Genomic DNA, 12,927 nt, shown 5'->3' on the forward strand with positions numbered 1-12,927 from the left:
TCAGATCCCGAGCTGCCTGGCCTCGCGCAGCTTCGTGATGGCGTTCTCGTCGCCCTCCAGTGCCACCTTGGCCGCGCTCTGGCGGCCGTAGGCGAAGAGCAGCAGCTCGGAGGGCTCGCCGGTGGCGGTGACGACCGGGGCGCCGCGGTGGGCGATGGCGGTCTGGCCGTCCGGGCGGCGCAGCACCAGCCCGGTCGGCGCGGTCCGGCCCATCAGCCGGGCCATGCGCTCCAGCCGGGACCACAGGGCGTCCTGGAAGACGCTGTCCAGCTCGCGGGTCGTCCAGTCCGGCTGGGCGCGGCGCACGTCCTCGGTGTGGACATAGAACTCGACGGTGTTGGACGCCTCGTCGATCTGCTTGAGGTTGAAGGGCGAGAAGCGGGGCGGGCCGGTCCGGATGAGCTGGATCAGCTCCTCGTACGGCTTCGCCGCGAACTCCTCCATCACCTTGTCCAGGCGGGACGCGAGCTGCTTGATCAGGATGCCCCCGGCGGCGTCCGGGCGGCGCTCGCGCACCACCACGTGCGCCGCCAGGTCCCGGGTGGTCCAGCCCTCGCACAGAGTGGGGGCTTGCGGACCGGTGGTCTCCAAGAGATCGGCGAGGAGGAGCCGTTCACGCTTGGCAAAGGTCGACATGCGTTCACCCTACGGCGGCGCACCGGCTCCGCCCAGCGGACGGCGGCCACCGGGGGCACCACGCCGGGTGCGTGTCCGGTCACCGGACAGCGATCCGGCGTTGTCGGTCCCGCGCGGCACAATGGCAGGCATGACCAGTACGCCGTCCTCCAGCGGGTCCCGTGGGCCCAGCGGCCTCGACCCCGAGATCGCCGCCCGCCTCAAGCGCAGCGCGGACGGGCTCCTGCCCGCCATCGCCCAGCAGTACGACACCGGTGAGGTGCTGATGCTGGGCTGGATGGACGACGAGGCGCTGCACCGCACCCTGACCACCGGCCGCTGCACCTACTGGTCCCGCAGCCGCCGCGCGTACTGGGTCAAGGGCGACACCTCCGGCCACGTCCAGTGGGTGAAGTCGGTCGCGCTGGACTGCGACGCCGACACGGTCCTGGTCCAGGTCGACCAGGTGGGCGCCGCCTGCCACACCGGCGCGCGGACCTGCTTCGACGCGGATGTGCTCCTCAAGGACGCCCCGGATGCCGCCCTGGGTGCCGACCCTGATGCCGACCCGGGTGCCGCCCCCGACGCCACCCCTGATGCCGCGCCCGGCGCCGGTTCCGGCGCACCGGCCGCGGGTCAGTAGGGTCGGCCGCCATGGACCTCGACACGTTCCGCAAGCTCGCCTCCGACCGCCGGGTCATCCCGGTCACCCGCAAGCTGCTGGCCGACGGCGACACCCCCGTCGCCCTCTACCGCAAGCTGGCCGCCGAACGCCCCGGCACCTTCCTGCTGGAGTCCGCCGAGAACGGCCGCTCCTGGTCCCGCTACTCCTTCGTCGGCGTCCGCAGCGCCGCCACCCTCACCGAGCGCGACGGCCGCACCCACTGGCTGGGCACCCCGCCCGTGGGCGTCCCCGTCGACGGCGACCCGCTCACCACCCTGCGCGCCACCATCGAGGCCCTGCACACCCCCCACCAGGAGGGCCTGCCGCCCTTCACCGGCGGCATGGTCGGCTACCTCGGCTACGACATCGTCCGCCGCCTGGAGAAGATCGGCCCCGGCGAGCGCGACGACCTCAGGCTGCCCGAGCTGACCATGCTGCTGACCAGCGATCTCGCGGTGATGGACCACTGGGAGGGCTCCGTCCTGCTGATCGCCAACGCGATCAACCACAACGACCTCGACACCGGCGTGGACGAGGCGTACACGGACGCCGTGGCCCGGCTGGACGCCATGGAGGCCGACCTCACCCGCGCGGTCGCCCAGCCGCCCGCCGTGCTGCCGCCCTCGGAGCTGCCCGAGTACACCGCGCTGTGGGGCGGCCCCGACTTCCGGGCGGCCGTCGAGGACATCAAGGAGCGCATCCGCGCCGGGGAGGCCTTCCAGGTGGTCCCCTCCCAGCGCTTCGAGACCCCGTGCACGGCCAGCGCCCTGGACGTCTACCGGGTCCTGCGCGCCACCAACCCGTCGCCGTACATGTACCTCTTCCGCTTCGACGGCTTCGACGTCGTCGGCTCCAGCCCCGAGGCCCTGGTCAAGGTCGAGGACGGCCGGGCCATGGTCCACCCCATCGCCGGGACCCGGCACCGGGGCGCCGGCCCGCAGGAGGACCAGGCCCTCGCCGAGGAACTCCTCGCCGACCCCAAGGAGCGTGCCGAGCATCTGATGCTGGTCGACCTGGGCCGCAACGACCTGGGGCGGGTCTGCGAGCCCGGCTCGGTCGAGGTCGTCGACTTCATGTCCGTCGAGCGCTACTCGCACGTGATGCACATCGTGTCCACCGTCACCGGCCGCGTCGCCACCGGACGCACCGCCTTCGACGTGCTCACCGCCTGCTTCCCCGCGGGCACCCTCTCCGGAGCCCCCAAGCCCCGCGCCATGCAGATCATCGACGAACTCGAACCCTCCCGGCGCGGGCTGTACGGCGGCGCCGTCGGCTATCTGGACTTCGCCGGCGACTCCGACACCGCCATCGCCATCCGCACCGCCCTGCTCCGCGAGGGCACCGCGTACGTCCAGGCGGGCGCCGGGATCGTCGCCGACTCCGACCCGGTGGCCGAGGACACGGAGTGCCGCAACAAGGCCGCGGCGGTGCTCCGCGCGGTGCACACGGCGAACCGGCTGGCACAGTAGGGCGTTTCTCACGTGAACCCCGGGTGACACGACCCGGGGTGGGGGAGCGATAGTGGAGCACGTGACTGCTGTTCCTCAACCCCGCACCGTGAGTGTCGCCGCCCTCAGGGCCGGCCGGCTCAGTCTCGGTCTCGCCCTGCTGTTCGGCGCGCTCGGCGCCGCCGTGGCGCTGCTGGCCACCCGGCAGGAGTGGTCGGCGGGCACCGCGACCGTCGCCGGCGGCGACTTCCCGCTGACCGCCTCCGGCAGCGATGTCACGGGCGTGCCCGCGGCGCTGGCCGTGGTCGGCCTCGCCGCCATGGTCGCCGTCTTCGCCGTCCGCCGCGCCGGGCGCTACGCCGTCGCCGGGCTCCTCGCCCTGTCCGGCGCCGGGACCGTCGCCGCCGCGCTGTTCGGCGCCTCCGACTCCGCCGCCCTCGACGAGAAGGCCGCCGAAGCCTCCGGCAACACCGCCGCCACCGTCGACTCCCTCAGCCACACCGCCTGGCCCTACGTGGCCGCCGTGGGCGGCGCGCTGCTGCTGCTGGCCGGGCTCCTCGCGCTGCGCTACGGCCGGATGTGGCCCGCCATGTCCGGCCGCTACGAGCGCGGCACCGGCCCCCGCGCCCCGCGCCGCGCCCCCGTGCCCGTCGACCCCGACCGGCCCGAGGACCTCTGGAAGGCCCTGGACCGCGGCGAGGACCCCACCAGCGGCGATCGCACCTAGCGCGGGCACGGGTCCTTGGGCCCGAGCCGAAGGTCCCGATGTGGTGAACGGGACACGATCCGGCCCGACCCCCGCTCACACCGCGCCCGCGCGTACGGGACAATGGAATGTGAGCGTCGGGCTCGACGCGCACCACCGCGCACCACCGCGTGCACACACCACAGACAGCTACGCAGACAGCAACGAGGAGCAAGCAATGGCGGACAGCAGCCACGGTCACACCCCGGCCGCATGGACGGGTGTCAGCATCGCGTTCATCGGATTCTGCGTGGCGGGCGTCTTCATGGTGGCCGACAACCCGCTCGGCTTCTGGGGCGGCATGGCCGTCATCGTCCTCGGCGGTGTGGTCGGCGGCGCCATGCGCGCCATGGGCATGGGCCTGCCCAAGCAGAAGCCGCTGAAGATGACGACGCAGCCCACCGGCACCGCGAAGCCCGTGGTCACCACCCGCGAGCCGGTCGCCGCGGAGGGCTGACCGCCCCCGCACGACACGCCGACACGGCACTCCGTTATGGACCCCCCAGGGGCGGCCCCTTCCCGGGCCGCCCCTTGGTGCGTCCCGCCGCCCCGCGCGGCACAATGCGAGACGTGACCGCCGACACCCCACGCCCGACCTCAGCACCCGCACCGGCCGCCGATATCCCGGGGGCGGGTGCGGCGCCGGTGTTGGCTGCCGTCATCCCGGGGACGGGTCCGGACTGCGCCTCGGCTGGCGCCATCCCGGGCGCGGGTCCGGGATGCGCCTCGGCTGGCGCCACCTCGGTGGGTGCGGCTCCGGCGGCGGTACCGGGTGCTGGGACGCCGGGTGCGGGTTCTGCGCCTGTGCTGGCTGCTGGCCCTGCGGGTGGGGGTTCTGCGTCTGCGCTGGCTGCCGACCCTTCGGGTGGGGCTCCGGGGCTGCTGAAAGCCGCAGGCACCTCGCCTGTGGGTCCAGCGCCCGCTGAGGCCGACGCCATCTCGGGTGGGGCCCCGGCGCCGCAACCAACTGCCACCACCTCGCGTGTCGGTCCTGCGCCCGCCCAGACTGCCGACCTTGCCGGTGCTGCGCCTGCGTCGGTTGCCGCCACCTCGGGTCGGGGTCCGGGGTCCGCCCCGGTTGCCGACGCCTCGGGTGCGCCCCCGGCGCCGGTACCGGTCGCCACCACCTCGCCCATGGCTCCCGCGCCCGCCCCGCCCACCGACGCCCCGGGCGCCACCCCGGCATCCACCCTGGCCGCCGCCCCGGCGCCCGCCCCAGCCACTGGCGGCTCCCCGCACGTGCACCCCGAGCCCGCACCAGCCGCCGACGGCCCCCCGCACGTGCACCCCGCGCCCGCCCCGCCCACCGACGCCCCGGGCGCCACCCCGGCGTCCACCCTGGCCGCCGCCCCCGCGCCCGCACCAGCCACTGGCGGCCCCCCGCACGTGCACCCCGAGCCCCCACCAGCCGCCGGAGGCCGCCCGCACCTGCACCCCGAGCCCCCACCAGCCCCCGCCCGCCCCCCACACATGCACCCCCCGCCCGCCCCAGCCGCCCTCACCCCCGCCCGGCGGCTCGCCACACCCCTTGGGCTGGCCGTCGGACTTGCCGCTGCCTTCGCTTACGTCGGTGTCGTCGACCCCAATGAACCCGGGCACTACCCCGCCTGCCCGCTGCTTCAGTACGCCGGGCTGTACTGCCCGGGGTGCGGTGGGCTGCGGAGTGCTCACGCGGTGGCTCACGGTGACCTCGCCGCCGCCTTCCAGGCGAACGCCGCGGCCGTGCTCGGCTACGCGTTCTTCGCCGTCGTATGGACCGTCTGGGTGGTTCGCGCGGCGCGCGGGCGGCCGATGCGGGTCGATCCGCATCCGGCCTGGCTGTGGGCGGCGGGCGCCGCACTGCTGGTCTTCACGGTTGTCCGGAACTTGCCGTTCGGTGGCTGGTTGCATCCTTGATCATTTACCGGAGGTCCAGGTAGTGGGACCGGCGTCAACCGGATTCGGGGCCTACGCCTCGCTGCGGATACCATCGCAATGACCAGCCCGAGACCGTCTGAAAGGGGGCCGCTCGCGTGAGTGTGCTCGACGAGATCATCGACGGAGTCCGTGCCGACCTCGCGGAGCGGCAGGCACGCGTCAGCCTCGACGAGCTGAAGGAGCGCGCGGCGAAGGCCCCGGCGGCCCGTGACGGCGTGGCCGCGCTCCGCGGCGAGGGCGTCAAGGTCATCTGCGAGGTCAAGCGCTCCAGCCCGTCCAAGGGCGCGCTGGCCGCCATCGCCGACCCGGCCGGGCTAGCCGCCGACTACGAGGCGGGCGGCGCGGCCGTCATCTCCGTCCTCACCGAAGAGCGCCGCTTCGGCGGCTCCCTCGCCGACCTGGAGGCGGTCCGCGCGCGCGTGGACATCCCCGTCCTGCGCAAGGACTTCATCGTCACCTCGTACCAGCTGTGGGAGGCCCGCGCGTACGGTGCCGATCTCGCGCTGCTGATCGTCGCCGCGCTGGACCAGCCGGCCCTGGAGTCGCTGATCGAGCGCGCCGAGTCCATCGGCCTCACCCCGCTGGTGGAGGTGCACGACGAGGACGAGGTCGAGCGCGCGGTCGACGCGGGCGCCAAGATCATCGGGATCAACGCCCGCAACCTGAAGACCCTGGACGTGGACCGCGGCACCTTCGAGCGGGTCGCCCCCGAGGTCCCGGCCGGTCTGGTCAAGGTCGCCGAGTCGGGCGTCCGCGGTCCCCACGACCTCATCGCCTACGCCAACGCCGGGGCCGACGCGGTTCTCGTCGGCGAATCCCTGGTCACCGGCAAGGACCCCAAGTCCGCGGTCGCCGACCTGGTGGCCGCCGGCGAGCACCCGGCGCTGCGGCACGGCCGCGGCTGACCACCCGCTAGGCTGACGCCGATGACTCCCACCGCGACGACCGTGGACCGCCACGCCCGCCTGGCCCGAGGCTGCCGCCCCCGCGGCTGCCGCGCGCCCGCGCGCCGCGTCCACGGCCGTCGAGTGCGCTACGTCATCGGCGACGAACCGGGCCAGGTGAACGGCCGCCGATGGCAGCGCGCCCCTGAGGGGCGCGAGGAACCGCGCGATCGGCCACTGACGGCCCGCAGCAGGTAGACACTCCCGTCCCACGGCGCTCAGCGATCATTTCCACGCACTCTCCGTGAGGATTCCGCATGCCCAGCGACTACTTCATCCCCGACCCCGACGGTCATCTCCCCAGCGCCGAAGGCTACTTCGGCGCGTTCGGCGGCAAGTTCATCCCGGAGGCCCTCGTCGCCGCCGTCGACGAGGTCGCCGTCGAGTTCGACAAGGCCAAGCACGACCCCGAGTTCGCCCGCGAACTGGACGACCTGCTGCTCAACTACACCGGCCGCCCCTCCGCGCTGACCGAGGTCCCCCGGTTCGCCGCGCACGCCGGAGGCGCCCGCGTCTTCCTCAAGCGCGAGGATCTCAACCACACCGGCTCCCACAAGATCAACAACGTCCTCGGCCAGGCCCTGCTCACCCGCCGGATGGGCAAGACCCGCGTCATCGCCGAGACCGGCGCCGGACAGCACGGCGTGGCCACCGCCACCGCATGCGCGCTCTTCGGCCTGGACTGCACCATCTACATGGGCGAGATCGACACCCAGCGCCAGGCCCTCAACGTGGCCCGGATGCGGATGCTCGGCGCCGAGGTCATCGCCGTCAAGTCCGGCAGCCGCACCCTCAAGGACGCCATCAACGAGGCGTTCCGCGACTGGGTCGCCAACGTCGACCACACCCACTACCTCTTCGGCACGGTCGCCGGACCCCACCCCTTCCCGGCCATGGTCCGCGACTTCCACCGGGTCATCGGCGTCGAGGCCCGCCGCCAGATCCTGGAGCGCGCCGGACGGCTCCCGGACGCCGCCGTCGCCTGTGTCGGCGGCGGCTCCAACGCCATCGGCCTGTTCCACGCCTTCATCCCCGACGACGGCGTCCGCCTCATCGGCTGCGAGCCCGCCGGACACGGCGTCGACACCGGCGAGCACGCGGCGACCCTCACCGAGGGCGAGCCCGGCATCCTGCACGGCTCCCGCTCCTACGTCCTCCAGGACGACGAGGGCCAGATCACCGAGCCGTACTCGATCTCCGCCGGTCTGGACTACCCCGGCGTCGGCCCCGAGCACGCCTACCTCCGCGACAGCGGACGCGGCGAGTACCGCGCGGTCACCGACGACGCCGCCATGCAGGCCCTGCGCCTGCTGTCCCGCACCGAGGGGATCATCCCGGCCATCGAGAGCGCCCACGCCCTCGCCGGAGCCCTGGAGGTCGGCCGCGAACTGGGCAAGGACGGCCTGATCATCGTCAATCTGTCCGGCCGCGGCGACAAGGACATGGACACCGCCGCCCGCTACTTCGGGCTGTACGACACCGACGCCGAGGTGGCCGCCGACGCCGCCGCCACCGCCGAGATCGAGGGGGACGCCCGATGAGCGGGAACATCCAGCTGCTGTCGGACACCCTCGCCGCCGCCAGGGCCGAGGGCCGCTCCGCGCTCATCGCCTACCTCCCGGCCGGGTTCCCGACCGTGGACGGCGGTATCGAGGCGGTCCGGGCGGTCCTCGACGGGGGCGCCGACATCGTGGAGGTCGGGCTGCCGCACAGCGACCCGGTGCTCGACGGCCCGGTCATCCAGACCGCCGACGACATCGCCCTGCGCGGCGGGGTGCGGATCGCCGATGTGCTGCGCACGGTCCGCGAGGCCCACGCCGCCACCGGCAAGCCGATCCTCGTCATGACCTACTGGAACCCCATCGACCGCTACGGCGTCGAGCGGTTCGCCGCAGAGCTGGCCGAGGCGGGCGGCGCGGGCTGCATCCTGCCCGATCTGCCGGTCCAGGAGTCCGCTCTGTGGCGTGAGCACGCCGAGAAGCACGGTCTGGCGACCGTCTTCGTGGTGGCGCCCAGCAGCAAGGACGGACGGCTCGCCGAGATCACCGCGGCGGGCAGCGGCTTCGTCTACGCCGCGTCCCTGATGGGGGTCACCGGCACCCGCGAGTCGGTCGGCGCGCAGGCCGAGAACCTGGTGCGGCGCACCCGCGCCACCACCGAGCTGCCGGTCTGTGTCGGCCTCGGGGTCTCCAACGCCACCCAGGCCGCCGAGGTCGCCGGGTTCGCCGACGGAGTGATCGTCGGCTCGGCCTTCGTCAAGCGGATGCTGGACGCCCCGGACCACAGCGCCGGGATCGCCACGGTCCGGGACCTCGCCGGGGAACTGGCGAAGGGCGTGCGCGGACAGGTGTAGCCGGTGCGCGGCCGGTCCGTGGCCGGCTGGTCTGCACCAGATGGCGGAATGGACATTTAGTGGCAGGTCACTCGAAAGTGTGGACCTGGGGGCGGGGAGGCGCTGGGCGCCTCCCCGGTTCGTTTCCGGGGTGTGAGCGAGAAGAATCGTGACGGAAAGCGCGGCGCCCGGGAGCGGCTGGCGGTCGAGCGCGAGAAGCAGAAGTCCGCGGACAAGCGCCGGCGGGCACTGATCATCGGCGCGAGTGTGGTCGGTGTGCTGGGCCTGACAGCCGTGATCGGCGTGGTCGCCGCGAATGTGGGCAAGGACAGCGGCGGCAGCGCGGGCCCGGTGGTCGCCCCCTCCGGCGCCGAGGGTGAGGACAGCCTGGCCATCCCGGTCGGCCGGCAGAGCGCCAAGTCGACGCTCACCGTCTGGGAGGACTTCCGCTGCCCCGCCTGCAAGTCCTTCGAGACGACCTACCGCCAGACCATCCATGAGCTGACGGAGTCCGGCCAGCTCAAGGTCGAGTACCACCTGGCGACGATCATCGACGGCAACATGCGCGGCAGCGGCTCCACCAAGGCCGCCAACGCCGCCGCGTGCGCCCAGGACGCCGGAAAATTCACCCCGTACCACGATGTGCTCTACGACAACCAGCCCGCCGAGACCGATGACGCCTTCGCCGACAACGCCAAACTGATCGACCTGGCGCTGAACGTGGACGGGCTGGACACCCCCCGCTTCCGCACCTGTGTCCAGGACGGGACGCACGACGCCTGGGTCGACAAGTCCAACAAGGCGTTCACCAGCGGAAACTTCACCGGTACCCCGACCGTCCTGCTGAACGGCAAGAACATCTACCAGGACCAGTCCATGACCCCTGCCAAGCTCAAGGAGATGGTGCTGGAGGCGGACGGCGCGGAGGGCTCCGAGGGTTCCGACGGTTCCGAAGGCACCGACGAGGGCTGACGGCCGGGACGGGGGGCGGTGACACCGCGCGACGACGCCCGTTCGCCGCCCCACCCGTCACGCCCCCCTCGCCGTCCCCGTTATGGACCCGTAGCCGGGCTGCCTGCCGTCCGGCCGGGTCGGCACGGTAGCGTCGTCCTTGCCATGGAAATTGCCTACATCCCCAGCCCGTCGCGCGGAGTGCTGTACCTCGGCCCCATTCCGCTGCGCGGCTACGCGCTCTGCATCATCGCCGGTGTCTTCGTGGCCGTCTGGCTCGGCAACCGGCGCTGGATCGCCCGCGGCGGCCGGGCCGGCACCGTGGCCGACATCGCGGTCTGGGCCGTGCCCTTCGGCCTTGTCGGCGGCCGGCTCTACCACGTGATCACGGACTACGAGCTGTACTTCAGCGAGGGCCGTGACTGGGTCGACGCCTTCAAGATCTGGGAGGGCGGCCTCGGTATCTGGGGCGCCATCGCGCTGGGCGCGGTCGGTGCCTGGATCGGCTGCCGCCGCCGGGGCATCCCGCTGCCCGCCTACGCCGACGCCGTCGCCCCCGGGATCGCCGTCGCCCAGGCCATCGGCCGCTGGGGCAACTGGTTCAACCAGGAGCTGTACGGCCGCGAGACCGATGTGCCGTGGGCGCTGCACATCACGTCCGCCGCCGACGGCCGGGTCCCCGGCTACTACCATCCGACGTTCCTGTACGAGTCGCTGTGGTGCATCGGCGTCGCCCTGCTGGTGATCTGGGCCGACCGGCGCTTCAAGCTGGGCCACGGCCGGGCCTTCGCCCTGTATGTCGCCGCGTACTGCGCGGGCCGCTTCTGGATCGAGTACCTGCGCGTCGACGACGCCCACGAGATCCTCGGTCTGCGGCTGAACAACTGGACCGCGCTGTTCGTCTTCGTGCTCGCCGTGGTCTACATCGTCATCTCGGCGAAGAAGCGGCCGGGGCGGGAGGAGATCGTCGAACCGGGCGCCTCCGACGGGGACGGGTCCGGGGCGGCCGGGACGGGTGACTCCGGCTCCGACTCCGGGTCTGACTCCGAGGGTGGGAAGACGGACGCGGATGCTGCCGACTCGGGGGGTTCCGCGGAATCCGGGGACTCCGGTGGCAAGGATTCCGGGGCGAAGGAAGAGGTCGGCGCGGACGCCTCCGGCGAGGGTGGCGCGGCCAAGAAGAGCTGATGACGGTGTCGTAGCGCCTTGTGGTGCTGGGCGAAGGGCGTCCCGGGGTCTCCGGGGCGCCCTTCGGCGTGTCGGCGGTGGGTGTCAGGGGCGGTGGGCCTCGGCCAGGGACAGGGTGCGGTGGGCCAGGGCCAGGATCGCCGGGTCGATGAAGGTGCCGTCGGTCAGTGCCTGGGCGCCCGCGCACGCCGTGGTCGCCTCCACGATCACCTCCGCCTCCTCGATCTCCCGCGCGGTGGGGAGATAGGCGCGCTCGATGACCGGGAGCTGACGGGGGTGGATGGCCGCGCGGCCCAGGAAGCCCAGGGCGCGGCCGTGCGCGCAGGTCGCCGCCAGGGTGTCCAGGTCGCGGATGTCGGGGTGGACCGACTGGGCCGGGGGTGGCAGCGCCGCCGCGCGGGCGGCCAGGACGATCCGGGAGCGGGGCCAGTCCAGCGCGGTGTCGTCGGACACGCCCAGGTCGGCGCGGAGGTCGGCCTCGCCGAGGGAGATACCGGCCACGGCCGGGTGGGCGGTGGCGATGGCGTAGGCGTGTTCGACGCCGAGGGCGGATTCCAGGAGGGGGTGCAGGGGCGGGGTGCGGTCGCCGCCGCCCCGGGTGGTCTCGGCGACCGCGGTGAGCTGCCGGGGCCCGGTGATCTTCGGCAGGCGCAGACCCGACAGACCGGGCAGCGGGGCCAGCGTCTTCAGGTCGAGCGCGGCCCAGGGGCCGTCCAGGGCGTTCACCCGGACGTGCACCGGGACCGGCTGGGCGTCGGTGAGCCGGTCGGCGGTGGCGGCGCGGGCGTACTCCTTGCGGTCCGGGGCGACCGCGTCCTCCAGGTCGATCACGATCACATCGGCGCCGGTGGTGAGGGCCCTGGCCACCCGGTCGGGGCGGTCACCGGGGACGTACAGCCAGGTCAGTGGGGGTACCGGGGTCATACCGCGCCCTCCGCGCGCAGGGCGGTGACATCGGCGGGGGTCAGGCCCAGTTCGGTCAGCACGGTGTCGGTGTCGGCGCCGTGCGGGCGGCCCGCCCAGCGGATCGCGCCGGGGGTGCCGGAGAGCCGGAAGAGCACGTTCTGCATCCGCAGGGGGCCGAGGTCGGGGTCGTCGACGGTGGTGACGGTGTCCAGGGCCGCGTACTGCGGGTCGGTCATCACCTCCCGTACGTCCTGGATGGGGGCGATGGCCGCCTCCGCCTTCTCGAAGGCGGCGAGGACCTCGTCGCGGGGGCGGGCGGCGATCCAGGAGCCGACCGCCTCGTCCAGGATCTCGGTGTGGCGGGCGCGGTCGGCGCCCGACGCGAACCAGGGTTCCTCGATCAGATCCGGGCGGCCGACCAGCCGCATCACCCGCTCGGCGACCGACTGGGCGGAGGTGGAGACGGCGACCCAGGTGCCGTCGGCGGTGCGGTAGGTGTTGCGGGGGGCGTTGTTCGCGGAGCGGTTGCCGGTCCGCCCCTGGACATGGCCGAGCTGGTCGTACCAGGTGGGATGGGGGCCGAGCACGGTCAGGATCGGCTCGATCAGGGCCATGTCCACGACCTGGCCCTGACCGGTGCGGTCCCGGGCGGCGAGCGCGGTGAGCACCGCGTACGCGGTGGCCAGGCCCGCGATGGAGTCGGCGAGGCCGAAGGGCGGGAGGGTCGGGGGGCCGTCGGGTTCGCCGGTGATCGCGGCGAAGCCGCTCATGGCCTCGGCGAGGGTGCCGAAGCCGGGGCGGTGGGCGTAGGGGCCGAACTGGCCGAAGCCGGTGACGCGGGTGAGGACCAGACGGGGGTTGGCGGCCGAGAGTTCCGGCCAGCCCAGATCCCATTTCTCCAGGGTGCCGGGGCGGAAGTTCTCCACGATCACATCGGCGGAGGCGGCCAGCGCGAGCAGGGTGCGACGGCCGCCGGGGGTGGACAGGTCGAGGGTGATCGTCCGCTTGTTGCGGCCGAGGAACTTCCACCACAGGCCGAAGCCGTCCTTGGCGGGGCCGTGGCCCCGGGACGGGTCGGGCTTGGCGGGGTGCTCGACCTTGATGACCTCGGCGCCGAAGTCACCGAGGAGCGTGGCGGCGAGGGGCCCGGCGAAGAGGGTGGCGAGATCGAGGACCCGGAGGCCGGAGAGGGCGGGTGTGGGGGGCACGGGGTGGGC

Annotated in this window: 14 protein-coding genes; 11 read left to right on the top strand and 3 right to left on the bottom strand. The window is 73.4% G+C overall.

Annotated elements, in window-relative coordinates:
* A complete protein-coding gene (locus ABZX40_RS09160; RefSeq protein WP_355736718.1) occupies positions 1–636 on the bottom strand; it encodes a TIGR03085 family metal-binding protein in 636 nt (211 codons plus the stop codon).
* A 130-nt stretch (positions 637–766) separates the two neighbouring features.
* On the opposite strand from ABZX40_RS09160, the gene hisI reads away from it, so the two are divergent.
* The 11 genes from hisI to lgt all read left to right on the top strand — a co-directional run bounded on the left by hisI (position 767) and on the right by lgt (position 10,804).
* Positions 767–1,258: a phosphoribosyl-AMP cyclohydrolase gene (gene hisI, locus ABZX40_RS09165; protein ID WP_355736720.1), complete on the top strand. Its 492-nt coding sequence runs from the start codon at positions 767–769 to the stop codon at positions 1,256–1,258.
* 11 nt (positions 1,259–1,269) lie between these two features.
* Positions 1,270–2,748 carry an anthranilate synthase component I gene (locus ABZX40_RS09170; protein WP_355736722.1) on the top strand — a complete coding sequence of 493 codons (1,479 nt, stop codon included), beginning with the start codon at positions 1,270–1,272 and terminating at the stop codon, positions 2,746–2,748.
* 52 nt (positions 2,749–2,800) lie between these two features.
* Positions 2,801–3,454 carry a TIGR02234 family membrane protein gene (locus tag ABZX40_RS09175; protein WP_355736725.1) on the top strand — a complete coding sequence of 218 codons (654 nt, stop codon included), beginning with the start codon at positions 2,801–2,803 and terminating at the stop codon, positions 3,452–3,454.
* A 196-nt stretch (positions 3,455–3,650) separates the two neighbouring features.
* A complete protein-coding gene (locus ABZX40_RS09180; RefSeq protein WP_355736728.1) occupies positions 3,651–3,929 on the top strand; it encodes an HGxxPAAW family protein in 279 nt (92 codons plus the stop codon).
* 1,013 nt (positions 3,930–4,942) lie between these two features.
* On the top strand, positions 4,943–5,368 hold the full coding sequence (locus tag ABZX40_RS09185) for a DUF2752 domain-containing protein (protein ID WP_355736846.1): 426 nt from the start codon (positions 4,943–4,945) through the stop codon (positions 5,366–5,368).
* Positions 5,369–5,484: 116 nt separating this feature from the next.
* On the top strand, positions 5,485–6,294 hold the full coding sequence (gene trpC, locus ABZX40_RS09190) for an indole-3-glycerol phosphate synthase TrpC (RefSeq protein WP_355736730.1): 810 nt from the start codon (positions 5,485–5,487) through the stop codon (positions 6,292–6,294).
* 21 nt (positions 6,295–6,315) lie between these two features.
* The gene (locus ABZX40_RS09195) at positions 6,316–6,531 is read left to right on the top strand and encodes a hypothetical protein (protein WP_355736733.1); all 216 of its coding nucleotides are present in this window, start codon (positions 6,316–6,318) and stop codon (positions 6,529–6,531) included.
* 59 nt (positions 6,532–6,590) lie between these two features.
* Complete coding sequence (trpB, locus tag ABZX40_RS09200) at positions 6,591–7,874, top strand: tryptophan synthase subunit beta (RefSeq protein WP_355736734.1); 1,284 nt, start codon at positions 6,591–6,593, stop codon at positions 7,872–7,874.
* Complete coding sequence (gene trpA, locus ABZX40_RS09205) at positions 7,871–8,686, top strand: tryptophan synthase subunit alpha (RefSeq protein ID WP_355736736.1); 816 nt, start codon at positions 7,871–7,873, stop codon at positions 8,684–8,686. The genes trpB and trpA overlap by 4 nt, the downstream gene beginning before the upstream one ends.
* A 132-nt stretch (positions 8,687–8,818) precedes the next feature.
* Complete coding sequence (locus ABZX40_RS09210; RefSeq protein WP_355736738.1) at positions 8,819–9,637, top strand: thioredoxin domain-containing protein; 819 nt, start codon at positions 8,819–8,821, stop codon at positions 9,635–9,637.
* Between the two features lie 144 nt (positions 9,638–9,781).
* Positions 9,782–10,804, top strand: coding sequence for a prolipoprotein diacylglyceryl transferase (lgt, locus tag ABZX40_RS09215; RefSeq protein ID WP_355736741.1), 1,023 nt, complete (start codon positions 9,782–9,784; stop codon positions 10,802–10,804).
* Positions 10,805–10,888: 84 nt separating this feature from the next.
* Here the strand turns inward: lgt and ABZX40_RS09220 are convergent, their stop codons facing one another.
* Both ABZX40_RS09220 and ABZX40_RS09225 read right to left on the bottom strand, forming a co-directional pair.
* Complete coding sequence (locus tag ABZX40_RS09220; protein WP_355736744.1) at positions 10,889–11,728, bottom strand: CoA ester lyase; 840 nt, start codon at positions 11,726–11,728, stop codon at positions 10,889–10,891.
* Positions 11,725–12,918: a CoA transferase gene (locus tag ABZX40_RS09225; RefSeq protein ID WP_355736746.1), complete on the bottom strand. Its 1,194-nt coding sequence runs from the start codon at positions 12,916–12,918 to the stop codon at positions 11,725–11,727. The genes ABZX40_RS09220 and ABZX40_RS09225 overlap by 4 nt, the downstream gene beginning before the upstream one ends.
* Positions 12,919–12,927: the final 9 nt, after the last annotated feature.

Source organism: Streptomyces sp. NPDC004610 (assembly GCF_040609715.1).
GTDB lineage: Bacteria > Actinomycetota > Actinomycetes > Streptomycetales > Streptomycetaceae > Streptomyces.